This window comes from Deinococcus koreensis (assembly GCF_002901445.1).
Lineage (GTDB): Bacteria > Deinococcota > Deinococci > Deinococcales > Deinococcaceae > Deinococcus > Deinococcus koreensis.
In genome coordinates, this window is sequence record NZ_PPPD01000001.1 from 1 (window position 1) to 15,032 (window position 15,032).

Below are 15,032 nucleotides of genomic sequence, written 5' to 3' on the forward strand. Positions count from 1 at the left end.
CGCTGAATTTCAGGCCCCCCAGCGGCGGGCGGATGTCGGCGCCCGTCATGGGGCCGCCCCGACCTCGGCGCGCACGCTGGCGTCGGCATCCCAGCGCAGCTGTTCCTGCAGCCCGGGCGGCAGGTCGCCCCGGCCCGCGACCGCGAGGCGCACGCCGTCGTCGGGGTCGCTCGCCAGCGCCGTCAGCAGCCCGGCGGGCAGGCCGGGATGTCTCGCGGCGGCGCGGCGCACCCCGGCGTTGGCATCGCGCGCCAGCCGCGTCAGGGTGGCCGGCCCGGGATCGGTGGCGTAGGCCACGGCGCGGCGCACCTCGGCGCTGGGGTCGCCGGCCAGCACGCCCAGGCGCGCCTCGCCCAGATCGGGCCGCACCGCCAGCACCGTGCGGACGGTCGTGTCCTCGTCGCTCAGGAGCACTTCCAGCACGGCGGGGGCGAGCCCCTCGGCACTGGCCACGTGCAGGCGGATGTCCTGTTCGGGGGCGCGGGCCAGGATCAGCACCGCTTCCTCGGGCAGATCGGGGCGTTCCAGCACGGCGCGGCGCACGGCCTCGGACTCGTCGGCGGCCAGGCGGGCCAGCAGCGCCGGCGAGGCGTCCGGGCGGCGGGCCAGGGCGGCGCGCACATCCGGATCGGCGTCGTGCTCGGCGCGTTGCAGCCACGCGGGGGGCACAGTCCAGGCCTGCAGCGCGGCGGCGCGCACCAGGGGCGCCTCGTGGATGGCCAGCCAGCTCCGCACCCCCGCGGGCAGATCGACCCGCCGCGCCAGGGTGGCGAGCACGTCCGGGTCGCCGTCGGCGGCCAGGGTGATCATGCAGTCCAGCGGCAGATCCAGCCGCCGCGCCACCCCCGAGCGCACCAGCCCGTGGCCGTCCACCACCAGCGCGCGCAGCACGTCGCCGGGCAGGTCGTCCCGGATGGCCACGGCCTTGCGGACGTCGTAGTCGTCGTCGGTGGCGAGTTGCCGCACCAGAGCGCCTGGCAGCACGGCCCGGCGCGCCACCGCCTCGCGGATCTGCCAGCCGGCGTCCTGGGCCAGGGCGCGCACCCGCTCGTCCGGCAGCCCCGGCCTCGCGGCCAGCACGGTGCGCACCGTGTAGTCCTCGTGGCGCATGGCGCTGTCGAGCACCCAGTCGGGCACCTCCGGCAGGCCCAGCAGGGCCACCATGGCGTCGGCCGGGAAGGCGCCCAGCAGGTTGGGGCGGGCCAGCCGCATCAGGGGCAGCCCCGCGTTCGCCAGCACCTCGCGCGGGTAGTCGGCGGCGAGCGGGCCCAGCACCTCGACCGGCGTGTTGGGATGCCGCGCCACCAGGGCGCGCACCCGGGCGTCCGGGTGGGCGCTCAGGCCCGAGAGGGTGTCGGCGGTGGCGCGCGGCGAGGCCGCCGCTTCCAGCGCCTCCTCCACCCCCAGGATGGTCAGCGTGCGCGGGTCGAGTTCAGACGATGTCATGGCCCCGATGATGGCCCCGCCGATGCTGTGGCGTCCAGGGCGCGGCTCACCGCCTCGTCGATCAGCCGCCGCGCGATGCTGAAGGCGGGCGGCAGGGGGGGCAGGGCCGTGACCGGAAACCACGCCGCGTCCTCGATCTCGCCGGGCTGCGGCACGATCTCGCCGCCCGCGTGTTCGGCGGTGAAGCCGATCATCAGCGAGTGGGGAAAGGGCCAGGGCTGGCTGTGGTCGTAGCGCAGATCCGTGATCCGCACGCCGACCTCCTCCAGCACCTCGCGGTGGCACGCCGTCTCCAGCGTCTCCGAGGGCTCCACGAAACCGGCCAGCGCGGAATACATGCCCGGCGGAAACTGCGGCCCACGCGCCAGCAGCAGTTCGCGCCCCGCTCCCCGGCCCCGCCCGATTAGCACCATGACCACCGGGGCCACGCGCGGGTAGACGGTCAGGCCGCACTCTGGGCAGGTGCGCGATAATTCACTGGATGCATGGCGCGTTTGCTGGCCACAACGTCCACAAAACCTGTTTGTGAGATTGAACTCGGCAATTTGGTAGGCGTAGCCCGCCAATCCAAACTCCTTTTCTGAGAGAACACCTAATGCCTCACGCATGGAGAGGGTTTTCCAGCCTTCCGGTTGAAGAATTGAATGCCACTTCTCTAAATGAAAGGGGACGCTTTTGGGAACATACTTCCAGGTTCGGTCGGTCGGGACGCCAACACACACGGTGCGTCCGTTCAAATTTCCCAGGGTCAGTATTTCGCATTCCCAGGGAATAGGGCTTTTCCCAGTTGGCAGTTTATTTTCTGTAGTCAGTAAAAGGCGTGAGCCGGAAAAATAGAAAATAAGTTGATCGTTTCCTGCGGCGTTTGATGAACGCACGAACCCCTTAGGCGTGCTTGTCGCCCGGCCGCTCATTCCTCCAGCCTCAGCACTTCGCCGAACGGGAAGCCCTCATCCTCCAGCCCGCCCGGAGGCACCACCCACAGCGTCGAGACGGACGGGGCGACGGGCGGGAAGTCGCCGTAGCCGTCGGTGAGGTAGATCAACACGTCCGGCTCGTGGGCGTCCAGCAGCGCGAACACGGGGCGGAAGTCCGTGCCGCCGCCCCCCTGTGGCGGCGGAATCTCGCTTCCCGCCGACAGCTCGTGGGGGCCATACGCCTCGGTATCGGCGTAATAGAGCGTGGCCTTCACATGTGGATAGGCGCCCAGCACGCCCTGTACTTCGCCCACCAGCGCTTTCACGGCCTGGTCGTCCACGCTGCCCGAGGTGTCCACCGCGATCAGCGCGCTGAGACTCTCGTCGTCCAGCGCCTCCAGGTAAAGGCCGCGCCCGACGAAGCGGCGGTCGAAGCCGCCGAAATCGACCGGCGTGCGCGCCAGGAAGCGCCACAGGTGCGCCCGCCAGTCCAGCCGCGCGGGCGCGAGCCGCATCAGTTCCCGGTGCATCCCCAGCGGGTCGTCGCCCTTGCCGGCCATCGCCTCGACGCTGCGGGCCTGGGCCAGCGCCTGCTGCCACTGGCGCGCCGCCTGGGCGCTGGGTTTGCCGTTCTTCGGCGGGGCGTCGCCCGGTGGCCCGTCCAGCAGGTCGCCTTCGTCCTCGTCGCCGTCCCCCTCGGCCTCGCCGTCCAGCGAGGTGTAGACCTCCTCGACGCTCAGCTTCTCCAGGTGCTCGTCGCGGCGGGAACTGGGCGGGGTGGGCAGGCCGGCGGCGTCCACCATGCCGTTCACGATCAGGTCAGCCGAGCGGTTCCAGCGCTTCTTCTCGCGGGGCCCGCGCCGCTGGGTGTGCGAGAGCGCCGCGTGCAGCACCTCGTGCAGCAGCAGCCCGTCCAGCACATCGGGCGCCAGGCTGGCCGCGACCTCCGGGTTCACGTACACCCGCTCGCCGTCCGTGCCCGCCGCCGCCACCTCCCGCGAGGGCACGATCTCGGCGTGCAGCAGCAGCGTGGCGAAGAACGCCGACTTGCCCCGGATGCGCACCCGCGAGCCGGAGATCAGGCGCTGGAACTCGGGGGTCGGGGTCAGGGGGCCGGACATGGGGCCTCCTGCGGGGAGAGTTGATGGTTGATGGTTGATGGAAAGGGATTTTGAACTTCTCTATCAACTATCAACCATCGACCATCCACACCCCTCACCCCTCCGCCAGGCTCAGCGTGCCCTGTACCAGCGCGGCGAGGCGTTCGTCGCGGCCCACCAGGCCGGCCAGGTCGCCCAGCTGGCCGATGGCCTGGAACTTGCTGACCAGCGTTGAGACGTACAGCTGCAGCCATTCCGGCCCGGCGGCGCCGCCCAGCCACGTGAAGGCGTGGAAAGCCTCCTCGGCGTCGGCGGCGCGGGCGGCCAGACCGACCACGGCGGCGTAGCGCACGCTGGGTTCGTCGGGCAGCCTGAGGCCCGCGCCCTGGCCCTGCAGTACGATGCCCAGGTCGGGCAACTGCTCGTACAGCCGCACGAAGGCGCTGAACTCGGCCCCGGCAGCCTCGCCGATGGCGGGCGCGGCGTCCAGGCCGGCGCGGTGCAGGCTCGCCGCCATCTCCCAGGCGCGCGGGCTGGGCCAGGCGGGCTGCAGCGGGTCGAGGCGCCAGAGCAGTTCGGGCCGGAAGGTCAAGAAGGCGATCACGTGCTCGTGCAGGCCGCGGCCCAGCGCGTAGGATCGCCAGGAGTCGAAGTCGGGGCGCACCGCCAGGTGCAGGAAGCGGTTGGCGAGCGGCGCGGGCATGTCGAACACGGAGGCGCGGTCTTCCTTGCGGTTGCCGGCGGCCCACACGAACCAGCCGTCGGGCAGGATGTACGAGCCCACCCGGCGATCCAGGATCAGCTGCTGGGCCATGCCCTGCATGGTGGGCGGCGCCATGTTGACCTCGTCCAGAAACAGGACGCCGTGGCCGCCGCGCGGCAGGAACTCGGGCGGATACCAGCGGCTCACGCCGCCGCCCTGGCCGTCGGCCTCGGGCACCGGCAGGCCGCGAAGATCCGTGGGCGCGAGCTGCGAGAGCCGCACGTCCACGAAGTCCAGGCCGTGGCGCCCCGCCACCTGGGCCACCACGCTGCTCTTGCCCACGCCGGGCGGCCCCCAGATCATGGTGCTGAGTTTTAGCTCACCCGTCACCAGGGCGCTCAGGTACGTCTGCAGTTCGGTCGGGGTCAGGCTCAACTTCATTCACTCCTTGGTGGCGCGGTGGTGCCTCGGCTGGCTGTCGTCGCGCCGGGGGTCGATATGGCCCCCGGTCAGGCCGCCTTCAGAGGTACGAGGGTAGCGTGCCCACGTTCCTCCTGCCGCGTCTGTAAAGGGTGTACCGGGTGGGGAAGACCTCGCCGGAGGCGTATGCTGGCCCCACTTCTTCCCGTGCTGGACAGGGCTGCCGGAAGGACACCCGCCACCGGCCGACCCCGCTATACTTGAACTCAGTCTAAAGTTCTTCGTCTGCGTCCAGCCCCCGTCTCTGTTTCCTGCCCGGCCCCGTGCCACCCTCACCCCCGGAGGACTCGCGCCTTGCTGCCCCTACCCCACAAGATCACCTTCTTCCTGTTTGCCCTGGCGGCCGGTCTGTTCGGCCTATGGGGGTTTGTCCGCCTGTACCGCCGGATCCGCCGTGGCGCGCCCGCCAGCGAGGCCCGCTTCGACCGGCCCGCAGCGCGCCTGCTGTACGCCCTGCGTACCTCCCTGACCCAGGAGCGCACCTTCCGCCGCCGCACGGTGATCTCCACGCTGCACGCCTTCATCTTCTACGGCTTCGTGTACTACCTGCTGGTCAACGTCATCGACGGGCTGGAAGGCTACCTGAACTTCCACATCGATTCGGCCGCCAACCCGCTGTTCGCGCTGTACAACGTGCTGGCCGATGTCATGAGCTTCCTGGTGCTGGTCGGGGTGATCAGCCTGGTCGTCCGCCGCCTGTTCCTGCCCAGTCGGCGCGACTTCCGCTTCACCGAGAAGACCCTGCTCCACCCGCTGCTCCGGCAGAACTACATGCTGCGCGACGGCCTGATCGTCTCGGCCTTCATCACCTTCCACGTGGGCAGCCGCGTCATCGGCAACGCCGCCAAGATGGCCCAGGAGGGCGGCGACGCCTTCCAGCCCTTCAGCACGCTGATGGGCACCGTGTTCTTCGGCGGTCTGTCCGAGGCCACGCTGCAGGGCTGGCGCATCTTCGGTTACTGGGGCGCGCTGGGTTCGGTGCTGGCCTTCCTGGCCTATTTCCCCTACACCAAGCACATCCACATCTTCATGGCGCCGCTGAACTACGTGCTCAAGCGGCCGGTCGGCTCGGGCGTGCTGCCGCCCATGAAGGGCCTGGAAGCGGCCATGGAGTCCTACGAGCCCAGACTGGGCGTGGAAAAGCTGGAGGAGCTGGAGTGGCCGAGACTCCTCGACGCTTACGCCTGCATCCAGTGCAACCGCTGCCAGGACGTGTGCCCGGCCAACGCCACCGGCAAGGCGCTCTCGCCGGCCGCGCTGGAGATCAACAAGCGCATGGAGCTGAACGTGATCGCGGCGCACCCCAGCCCGTTCACCCTGAAGCCCGCGCCCTTCGAGGGCGGCGCCTCCACGGCCCACCCGCTGCTGGAATTCGCCATCAACGAGGAGTCGGTGTGGGCCTGCACGACCTGCGGCGCCTGCATGCAGGTCTGCCCGGTGCAGGACGAACAGATGCTCGACATCATCGACATCCGGCGCCATCAGGTCATGGTGGCCGGCGAGTTCCCGCCGCAGCTGCAGACCGCCTTCCGGGGCATGGAGCGCGCCAGCAACCCCTGGGGCATCTCCCGCGACAAGCGCCTGGAATGGGCCGAGGGCCTGAAAGTCCCCACCATCGACGAGAACCCCGAGCCCGACGTCATCTACTGGGTGGGCTGCGCGGCCGCCTACGATCCCGGCGCCCAGAAGGTGGCCCGCTCCTTCGTGCAGCTGCTGGACAAGGCCGGCGTGAACTACGCCGTGCTGGGCAAGAAGGAAGCGTGTACGGGCGACTCTGCGCGCCGCTCGGGCAACGAGTTCCTGTACCAGACGCTGGCGCAGGAGAACGTCGAGACGCTGAATGCCGTGCGCCCCAAGCTGATCGTGGCGACCTGCCCGCACTGCATGAACGCCATCGGGCACGAGTACAAGCAGCTCGGCGGGGACTACAAGACCATCCACCACACCGAGTACCTGGAAACGCTGGTCGCGGCGGGCCGGCTGCCAATGGCACAGCTCTCCGAGCACGTGACCTACCACGACCCCTGTTACCTGGGCCGCCACAACGGCGTGTACGACGCCCCCCGCACTCTGATCACGCAGATGGCCGGCGAGGTGCTGGAGCTGGAGCGCAGCCGCGAGAACTCGTTCTGCTGCGGGGCGGGCGGCGCCCAGTTCTGGAAGGAGGAGGAGGAGGGCCGCGAGCGCGTCTCGGACAACCGCTTCCGCGAGATCCAGGCGCGGCTGGACGGCGCCAAAGCCGCTTCGGACGAGTTCGAGCGGACAGGTGAGCAGCCGGGCAAGGTGCTGGCGGTCGGCTGCCCCTTCTGCAAGGCCATGATGAACTCCTCGCCCGAGAAGCAGAGCCGCGACGACATCGTGGTCAAGGACGTGGCCGAGCTGATGCTGGAGAGCGTGCAGCGCGCCGACGGCACCTTTGCCCAGCCCACCGGAGCCCAGCCCACCGGCCCGCTGCCGGACGCCACGCCGCTGGAGCAGCCCGAATACGCGAGTGCGCCGAACGCCCAGCTGCCCATGCACCGCACTGGCACGCACCCTGGCAGTGGCGCGCCCGCTGCGGTGGTCGGCCAGACCTCGGCGGACGTCATCAACGCGCAGCCCGGCAGCCCGGCCGCGAACGCCGACACGCAGCCCGAGGGGCAGGCCGCGCACCCCGAGGCGGCGACCGCCCGCAAATCCTGGAAGCCGAAGGCGGCGGACGACATGCAGGCCGCGGACGCCCCTCCCTCCACACCCGCCGAGGCCCCTGCCCGCAAGAGCTGGACTCCCAGGGGCGGAGACGACGTGAGCGCGGCGCCCGTCTCCGCCGCGCCGGCCCCCGACCCCTCGCCGGTGCCGACCCCGCTGAGCCCAGCGGCCTCCGACCCCTCGCCCACCCGCAAAGCCTGGGCGCCGAAGGCGAAACCGGCAGCCAGATCAGCAGACGACGTGAGCCCCGCTCCGGTGCAGACAGCGCCCGCCCCGGCCGCAGCTCAACCCGAGTCTTCAACTACGCCCACCCGCAAGGCCTGGGCCCCGAAAGCGAAGGCGGCCGAGACGCCGGCTGCGGACGCTCCGGTGCCGATCCCCGCGTCCAGCGCGGCAGCGGCCACTCCGCCCGCCCCGCTGGCTGAGGCTCCCGCCACGGGCGAGCGCCGGAAGTGGACTCCGGGAGCCGCGAAGGTCGCCCCTCAGACCGAGCCCTCCTCCGCTGACCCACTCCCCGCTGATCCTGTGGCTGTATCCACCGACCCCGCCCCCTCACCTGTAGGGCCGTCCGTCCAGACCTCGTCCCCTGAAGCGGCCGCCCCCTCGGACAGCGCCGCTCCAGCACAGGCGGTTCCTGCGGCCCCAGGCGAGCGCAAAAAGTGGGCACCGAAAGCGGCCGCCCAGGCGACTGCCCCGGTTCCCACGGCGCTGGACACCCCGGCGCTGGACACCCCGGCGCCAGCCGAGGCCGCGCCCATCACTGAGCACGTTCATCTGGAGCAGGTCGGGGAGAACGCGCTGGAGGAAGGGCAGCGGGCCACGAGCGAACCCGGCGCCGGGGGCCGCAAGAAGTGGGAGCCCCGGAAGAAGGACTGAGAAGCGGATAGATACGCGGGTCGGGCCGCCCCGGGCTTCGGGGCGGCCCTCCTTGGCCTTTACCACAAAGAGTGGTCTGGCTCACGCTAGTATTAACGAATGACCATCGCCATCGTCACTGATTCGACGAGTGACCTGAATACGCATCTGTGTGCCCGCCACGGCATCGAGAGCGTGCCTCTATACGTGCTGTTCGACGGCAAGATGCACAAGGACGGCCTGGAGATCACCCCGCCGGATCTGTTCGCGGGTCTGAAAGCGGGAAAGAAGACCCCCAGCACCAGCCAGCCCAGTCCGGCCGAATTTGCTGGGGCCTACTCGCGCGCCCTGGAAAAGGCCGATCAGGTGCTCAGCATTCATATCAGCGGCCTGCTCTCGGGCACCGTCGGGAGTGCCCGGCTGGCGGCCCAGGAATTCGATGGCCGGGTGACCGTGCTGGACACGGCCTCGGTCAGCATGGGTCTGGGGATGCGGGTGCTGCGCGCCGCCGAGCTGGCGGCCCAGGGGCGCAGCGTGCCCGAGATCGTGGAGGCGCTGGAGCGCGTCGGCTCACAGGCCGACCTGCGGTTTACGGTCGACACCCTGGACTTCCTGCGGATCAACGGCCGGATTGGCGGGGCCCAGGCGCTGCTGGGCGGCCTGCTGAACATCAAGCCCATCCTGGTGGTCAAGGGCGGCCGGGTGGAGTCGGGGGGGCGGGTGCGCGGCCACAAGAAGGCCATTCAGGATCTGGTCGAACATGTCCAGAAATACGCGGCAGCCCACGCCGGCACGCGGGCCGCCTTCCTGTACACCGTGGGCGGCGAGGCCTTCGTTCAGGAGGTGCGCTCGGGCCTGAGCGGCGTGGCCTTCGACGATCTGGGCGAACACTCGATCGGGGCGGTCGTGGCCACCCACGCGGGGCCAGGGGCGGTGGGCGTGGCCCTGGAACCGCTGAGTGCCTGAACGCCGGCAGGTGAAGCCGGTGCCCCTCCATTCAATCCTCTGCGCTTCCCCGGCCCGCCCCGGCTGGCTGCTGGCGCTCCTGCTGCTGCTGGGCCTGGGCAGCGGCTGCCGGCCCAGGACGGTGGGGGAGGGCGGCACCACGCCCGGGCGCGTGATCCTTCCGCGCGCCGCCGTGCCGGCCACACCCGAGGTCAGCCCCCCCGCGGGGCGCTCCCGGACCTTGCGCCGCACCGACGGCTGTCTGGAGCCGGCGCCGCGGGTGGCCAAGGCGCCTCCGCCCCCGCTCGCGCTGAGCGGCCGGCTGGGGCTCTGGGTGGCGCAGATCGATCCGCGCACGCTGGAGCCGGTTCGCGCGGTCGGCACCAACCCCGACAGCGTGTTCCCGCTCGCCAGCGCCTACAAGCAGGCGGTGCTCTGGGCGCTGCTGCGCGAGTTCGACCAGGGGCGGATTTCCCCCACGGAGCGCTTCACCGTGACCCGCCAGAACCAGTCGCTGGGGGCCTATCCCTTCGACGGCACCAACGTCCGGGCGCTGTCGGAGCGGATGATCCAGTCCAGCGACAACACGGCCACCGACATCCTGCACCGCCGGGTGGGTCTGCAGCGTGTCCAGAGCGTGGCCGACGATCTGGGCCTGTGCCTCACGCGGCTGATCCTGCCGACCCGCGACTGGTGGGTGGCGCAGTCGGGCCTCTCGGCGACCTTCAACGGCACCCGACAGTGGGCCGGGGCGCGCGGCGAACAGCGGGCCGCGCTGGCCGGGCGGATCGACCAGGACGCCCGGAAGTACCGTGCGGATGACGTGCAGCGCAAACTGGACGTGTATTTCGACCACCAATACACCCCGGACGACGATCTGCGCGCCCACAACATCAGCACTCCCTACGAGTTCTCCACCCTGATCGCCCACGAGTTCCTGCGCCCCGGCCTCTCCAGCCGCGCCCAGGCCTGGCAGCGCGAGGTGATGGCCCTGGGCCTGGGCCGCTCGGCGCTCCGGGCCGGCCGGGAGGGCAGGGTCGCTTGGTTCGGCGGCAAGGGCGGCAACGGCTGGCGCATCCTGAGCTACACGGGTTATTTCCGCACCAAGGATGGCCGGCATGTGGTCTTCGCCTTCATGCAGCACGGCGCCGACCAGACCTACACCATGCCGAACAGCCGCCGCGCCTTCGCCTGGATCAGCGCCGGAGTGGACGCCGTGCTGGGTTCGGAAGGCGCCCCACTGACGGCCAAGCGCTGAGGGGTGGGCCAGTCCGCGCCGCCTCCCGCGCTGCGCGTGAACGACACCCCCTCACCCTCCGCAAGCTGCTGGAGGTCGCCGCGATCGTCTGGGCCATTCTCTGGATTCGCCCGGCAGTCAGACGGCGGAGGCGTCGGCCTGCCGCAGCTCGGCGGCCAGCGCGGCGTCGAGGCGCTGCCGGACGCTGGCGTAGCTGCCCGCCACGCTGGCCCCGGCGGCCGACACGTGCCCGCCGCCCCCCAGCGCGACGGCCACGTTCTGGGCGCTGACCCCCCCCAGCGAGCGGATCGACAGCTTGACCTGCTCGCCGAAGTCCTTGACCATCACGGCCAGCTCGGCACCCTCGGCGCTTCGCAGCAGGCCCACATAGGATTCCACGTCCTCCCAGCTCGCGCCGGTTCGAGTGAGCATGGCGTCGTCGACCCGGGCCAGCACCACCCGGCCGCCGTGCAGGAACTCCAGCGTGCCCAGCACCTCGCGCAGCAGGCCGTAGTAGGTGCGCGGGTGTCGGCCCAGGTGCTCGTTGAGCCAGGCCAGCCGCGCGCCCTGGCGCAGCAGGTGGGCCGCGCACTCGAAGGCCTGCGGGGTCACGGAGCTGAAGCGGAAGCTGCCGGTATCGGTATTCAGACCCAGCATCAGGGGCGTGGCCACGGCCTCCGTCCAGGGGAGGCCCATGGCGTCGATCACGTCCGAGACGATCATGGCGGTCGCCGGGGTGGCCGGATCGACCACGCCGGCGGCGGCCTGGCGGCGGTTGGTGCCGTGGTGGTCGATGTTCACGACCGGGCCGCGGAAGGTGGTCAGGTCGGCGCCGGCCACCCGCGCGGGGTCGTTGTTGTCCACGTCCAGCACCACGGCCAGCGCGCCCTGCGGCCACTCGTCCAGCGGCTCGCACAGTTCGCCCGGCTGGGTCAGGAAGCGCAGGTAGCGGGGCACGACCATCGGCGCGAGCACCGTCCGGCCCTGGCTCCGCAGGGCGCGGGCCAGCCCCAGGACACTACCCAGCGCGTCGCCGTCGGGATTTTCATGGGCCAGGAGCACCAGCGGCCCGGCGTGGGCGTTCAAGGTGGCCGCGACATTCCGCACATCGTCGGCGTAGCCCGCATTGGAGACATTCTGCGGAGTCATCCCGCCGAGTATAGACGCCGCGCCGCCGACTGGGCGCGGTGGGGGGGAGTGCTGATCCGGACGCCGGCCGACGCTATCCTGCGGGGCGTGGCCCTGTCTCTGAATCTGGCGGCCCTCACCGACGAGGAGCTGCATCTGCTCTACGGAGACGAGCGGGCCCTGGCGGTGCTGCCCGAGGTCAGCCGCGCGCGCCTGAGCCGGCGTCCCGAGCCCGGCCCCGCCCTGCCCGCTTCCCTGGAGTTCCGCCCCCTCGCCGAGCGGCTGTGGGGTGCCACCCCCGAGCAGTCCCGCCTGCTGTCGGCCCTGGATCAGTCGCTGGGAGCCAGCGGCGCCGCCGCGCTCTCCGCCGTGGCCTGGGCCGAGGAGCCCAGCGGCGACTACCTGATGCCCTACCTGCTCCCGCCCGACACGGCCACCCTGCTGCGCTGGAACGAGACCGCCGGGACGCCAGGCGCCGTGCTGGAGGCCCTGACCTGGCTGCGCGACCAGGCCAGCGGCTTCTCCGGCGTGCTGACCACCAGCCGCCTGCGTGCCACCGTGCCCGCCCCGAGCGAGGAAATCGACGTCCACCACCATCCCGGACTCTCCACGGGGGAACTGCTGGAAGCGCACGCGGGCTACGTGCTCCGGCACGGCCGCACCCAGAAACGGAGTGCCGACGCCGACTGGTGGGCGCCCTGGCAGCAGCTGTATGCGCTCAACCTGACCGCCTGGGAGCGGCGCGGCCTGCTCCTGCAGCGGCCCGGCTGAGGGGCGGGGCAGGGCTTCAGGCTGGGAGGCAGTCTCCGAGCAGCCCGCTGAACTACCGTGGATATCTCTCGATATTTGAGTGGTATCTGAACAGCGCTGCCCCGGCCCCGCGGCCAATAGGCGACAATCGCCCCCATGACCGATGCCCCGACCGCCGAACCACACGCCCAGCAGCGATCCGGAGACCGGCACGTCGCCTTCGACTGGGGCGGGGTCTTCACGGTGGGCACCTTCGACGGCCGCAGCACCCAGAACGTCGCCGACCTGAGCGGCGTTCCGGTGGACACCGTTCGAGAAAGCTATTTCCGTCACGTCCGGCAGCTGGAGGTGGGGGCCTGGAGCCTGCCACAGTTCTGGGACGTGCTGCGGGGGGAGACCGGCGTGGCGCTCCCGTATCCGGAGTTCGAGGCCCTGTACCTGGGCAGCATCCACGACAACGGGCCGATGTACACCACCCTGGCCGAGCTGCCCCCTGGGGTAAAGGTCGGCCTGCTTAGCAACAACTATCCCGTGGTAAGCGACCACCTGCGCCGCGACCCGCGCTTCACCCGGTTCGACGCCCTGGTCTTCAGCAACGAGCTGGGCCACAAGAAACCGGCGCCCGAATCCTTCGCCGCGCTGCAGCAGGCGATGGGCGTGCCGGCCGCTCAGGTGGCCTTCGTGGACGACGTGCAGGAGAACATCGACGCCGCCCGGCAGGCTGGCTTCTATGGCCTGCTCTACCACCACGACTTCCACGCCGACTTCGAGGCCCGACTGCGGGAGTGGTTGGCTGGATAGCTGCTGACGCTCAGTCGACTCCGAGTGTGGCTGATGCTGAGAGCTGGGCCATGCGCCCCCAGGTCGCTGTCGTCCGGCCCTGGGACTGACCCCCGCAGCGGTCGTGGTGGTGTACCTGCGTTGGTGGTGTACATCGGGGTGACACAGGTACACCAGGGTTAAATCCCTATGTCCTGGGTCACAATGACCCCATCAGCCCGACCCGCCGCCCCGAGCGCGGCCCAGCCCCCCTCATCCGCCGGCTTCAGCCCCAGGATCGAGGACAGCGTTCCGCACCCCAAGGAGCCCGCCATGACCCAGACCCCCCCCTCCAGCCAGACGCCCGATCAGACGCCCAGCCAGACCCATAGCCCCCGCACGCCCGCCGAGATCCTGGAAAAGACCTGGCAGACCGAGGAACGCTGGCAGGGCATCCAGCGCACCTACTCCGGTGAGGACGTGGTGAAGCTGCGCGGCAGCCTGCCCATCGAGCACACGCTGGCCAAGCACGGGGCGGTCAAGCTCTGGCGCGCCATGAAGGAGGAGCCCTTCGTGAACGCCCTGGGCGCCCTGACCGGCAACCAAGCCATGCAGCAGGTCAAGGCGGGCCTGAAGGCCATCTACCTGAGCGGCTGGCAGGTGGCCGGTGACGCCAACAACGCCGGGCAGATGTACCCGGATCAGAGCCTCTACCCGGCCTCCAGCGTGCCCGATGTCGTCAAGCGCATCAACAACACGCTGCGCCGCGCCGACCAGATCCAGCACTCGGAAGGGAAGCACGACATCGACTTCTTCGTGCCCATCGTGGCCGACGCGGAGGCGGGATTCGGCGGCCCGCTGAACGCCTTCGAACTCATGAAGGCCATGATCGAGGCGGGCGCGGCCGGCGTGCACTTCGAGGATCAGCTCGCCAGCGAGAAGAAGTGCGGCCACCTGGGCGGCAAGGTGCTGGTGCCCACGGGCCAGTTCATCCGCACCCTGAGCGCCGCCCGGCTGGCCGCCGACGTCAGCGGGGTGCCCACCGTCCTCATCGCCCGCACCGACGCCGACGCCGCCAACCTGCTCACCAGCGACATCGACGACAACGACAAGGCGTTCACGACCGGCGAGCGCACCCCCGAGGGCTTCTTCTACGTCAAGCCCGGCATCGAGCAGGCCATCTCCCGCGCCCTGGCCTACGCCCCCTACGCCGACGTGATCTGGTGCGAGACCTCAGTGCCCAACCTGGAGGACGCCCGCCGCTTCGCCGAGGCCGTGCACGAGAAGTTCCCCGGCAAGCTGCTGGCCTACAACTGCAGCCCCAGCTTCAACTGGAAGAAGAACCTCGACGACGAGACCATCGCCAAGTTCCAGGTGGAGCTGGGCCGGCTGGGCTACAAGTTCCAGTTCATCACGCTGGCCGGCTTCCACTCGCTGAACCACTCGATGTTCGAGCTGGCCTACGGTTACGCCCGCAACCAGATGACCAGTTTCGTGGAGCTGCAGGAAAAGGAATTCGCGGCCCAGGAACGCGGCTTCACCGCCGTCAAGCACCAGCGCGAGGTAGGCACCGGCTACTTCGACCTCGTCTCGAACGCGGCGGCCGGCGGGCAGAGCAGCACCACGGCCCTGGCCGGCAGCACCGAGGCCCAGCAGTTCGGCAAAGCGGAGAAGGCGCTGGCTGCCGCGCACGACTGAAGCCTGAGGTCGGGCGCAACCGCGCCGACGTCCAACGACGACAGGGAGCCTTGTGATGGGCTCCCTGTCGTCGTCTTGAGACGGATTCGCGGCCTTCGGGCGGGCTCGCCCGCACCCTGGTCTCCATCCTGGCCGCGACGGGCCCACCTGCTCTCCGCACCTGAGCAACCTTCGACCCTGCCGGCCACTTCCACCTTCATCGGTAGACGTGCCATCGTCGTTCGTGGCTTCGCCCAGCCGCCCCGGAACGTGGAGGAGCATTGGACGCTCCGGCAGACTACCTCCACAGTGCGCTCCGCCCTACCCACCTGGAAGGCGCCGGGGAC

Annotated in this window: 11 protein-coding genes; 6 read left to right on the plus strand and 5 right to left on the minus strand. The window is 70.4% G+C overall.

Going from position 1 to position 15,032, the window contains the following annotated elements; all coding sequences use genetic code 11:
• Nucleotides 1–45: 45 nt before the first annotated feature.
• The 4 genes from CVO96_RS00005 to CVO96_RS00020 form a co-directional block, all read right to left on the minus strand.
• Nucleotides 46–1,446, minus strand: coding sequence for a hypothetical protein (locus CVO96_RS00005; RefSeq protein ID WP_103308944.1), 1,401 nt, complete (start codon nucleotides 1,444–1,446; stop codon nucleotides 46–48).
• Nucleotides 1,443–2,360, minus strand: a complete 918-nt coding sequence (gene nudC / locus CVO96_RS00010; RefSeq protein ID WP_103308947.1) for an NAD(+) diphosphatase — start codon at nucleotides 2,358–2,360, stop codon at nucleotides 1,443–1,445. Before nudC ends, CVO96_RS00005 begins: the two co-directional genes overlap by 4 nt.
• Complete coding sequence (locus CVO96_RS00015) at nucleotides 2,357–3,484, minus strand: vWA domain-containing protein (RefSeq protein ID WP_103308950.1); 1,128 nt, start codon at nucleotides 3,482–3,484, stop codon at nucleotides 2,357–2,359. The genes nudC and CVO96_RS00015 overlap by 4 nt, the downstream gene beginning before the upstream one ends.
• A gap of 94 nt (nucleotides 3,485–3,578) precedes the next feature.
• The gene (locus tag CVO96_RS00020; protein ID WP_103313196.1) at nucleotides 3,579–4,601 is read right to left on the minus strand and encodes an ATP-binding protein; all 1,023 of its coding nucleotides are present in this window, start codon (nucleotides 4,599–4,601) and stop codon (nucleotides 3,579–3,581) included.
• A 339-nt stretch (nucleotides 4,602–4,940) separates the two neighbouring features.
• Between CVO96_RS00020 and CVO96_RS00025 the strand changes: the two genes are divergently transcribed.
• The 3 genes from CVO96_RS00025 to CVO96_RS00035 all read left to right on the plus strand — a co-directional run bounded on the left by CVO96_RS00025 (nucleotide 4,941) and on the right by CVO96_RS00035 (nucleotide 10,392).
• Complete coding sequence (locus CVO96_RS00025) at nucleotides 4,941–8,210, plus strand: heterodisulfide reductase-related iron-sulfur binding cluster (RefSeq protein ID WP_103308953.1); 3,270 nt, start codon at nucleotides 4,941–4,943, stop codon at nucleotides 8,208–8,210.
• 99 nt (nucleotides 8,211–8,309) lie between these two features.
• Nucleotides 8,310–9,155, plus strand: a complete 846-nt coding sequence (locus tag CVO96_RS00030; RefSeq protein WP_103308955.1) for a DegV family protein — start codon at nucleotides 8,310–8,312, stop codon at nucleotides 9,153–9,155.
• A gap of 19 nt (nucleotides 9,156–9,174) precedes the next feature.
• Entirely contained in the window at nucleotides 9,175–10,392 is a 1,218-nt protein-coding gene (locus tag CVO96_RS00035; protein ID WP_243398078.1) for a serine hydrolase, read from the plus strand.
• Nucleotides 10,393–10,509: 117 nt separating this feature from the next.
• On the opposite strand, the gene CVO96_RS00040 is transcribed toward CVO96_RS00035, so the two are convergent.
• Nucleotides 10,510–11,520: a DHH family phosphoesterase gene (locus CVO96_RS00040; RefSeq protein WP_103308957.1), complete on the minus strand. Its 1,011-nt coding sequence runs from the start codon at nucleotides 11,518–11,520 to the stop codon at nucleotides 10,510–10,512.
• 87 nt (nucleotides 11,521–11,607) lie between these two features.
• On the opposite strand from CVO96_RS00040, the gene CVO96_RS00045 reads away from it, so the two are divergent.
• The 3 genes from CVO96_RS00045 (at nucleotide 11,608) to aceA (ending at nucleotide 14,706) form a co-directional block, all read left to right on the plus strand.
• On the plus strand, nucleotides 11,608–12,270 hold the full coding sequence (locus CVO96_RS00045) for a hypothetical protein (RefSeq protein WP_103313198.1): 663 nt from the start codon (nucleotides 11,608–11,610) through the stop codon (nucleotides 12,268–12,270).
• Between the two features lie 135 nt (nucleotides 12,271–12,405).
• On the plus strand, nucleotides 12,406–13,050 hold the full coding sequence (locus CVO96_RS00050; protein ID WP_103308960.1) for an HAD family hydrolase: 645 nt from the start codon (nucleotides 12,406–12,408) through the stop codon (nucleotides 13,048–13,050).
• 291 nt (nucleotides 13,051–13,341) lie between these two features.
• Nucleotides 13,342–14,706 (plus strand): isocitrate lyase, encoded by a 1,365-nt coding sequence (gene aceA, locus CVO96_RS00055; RefSeq protein ID WP_103308962.1) that lies wholly within the window; start codon nucleotides 13,342–13,344, stop codon nucleotides 14,704–14,706.
• The last annotated feature ends 326 nt before the right edge of the window (nucleotides 14,707–15,032 follow it).

Bases quoted from the DNA above. Each gene is read 5' to 3' on its own strand.
- CVO96_RS00005 (WP_103308944.1), bottom strand. From the start codon at position 1,446: ATGACATCGTCTGAACTCGACCCGCGCACGCTGACCATCCTGGGGGTG.
- CVO96_RS00050 (WP_103308960.1), top strand. From the start codon at position 12,406: ATGACCGATGCCCCGACCGCCGAACCACACGCCCAGCAGCGATCCGGA.
- aceA (WP_103308962.1), top strand. From the start codon at position 13,342: ATGACCCAGACCCCCCCCTCCAGCCAGACGCCCGATCAGACGCCCAGC.
- CVO96_RS00015 (WP_103308950.1), bottom strand. From the start codon at position 3,484: ATGTCCGGCCCCCTGACCCCGACCCCCGAGTTCCAGCGCCTGATCTCC.
- CVO96_RS00040 (WP_103308957.1), bottom strand. From the start codon at position 11,520: ATGACTCCGCAGAATGTCTCCAATGCGGGCTACGCCGACGATGTGCGG.
- CVO96_RS00030 (WP_103308955.1), top strand. From the start codon at position 8,310: ATGACCATCGCCATCGTCACTGATTCGACGAGTGACCTGAATACGCAT.
- nudC (WP_103308947.1), bottom strand. From the start codon at position 2,360: ATGAGCGGCCGGGCGACAAGCACGCCTAAGGGGTTCGTGCGTTCATCA.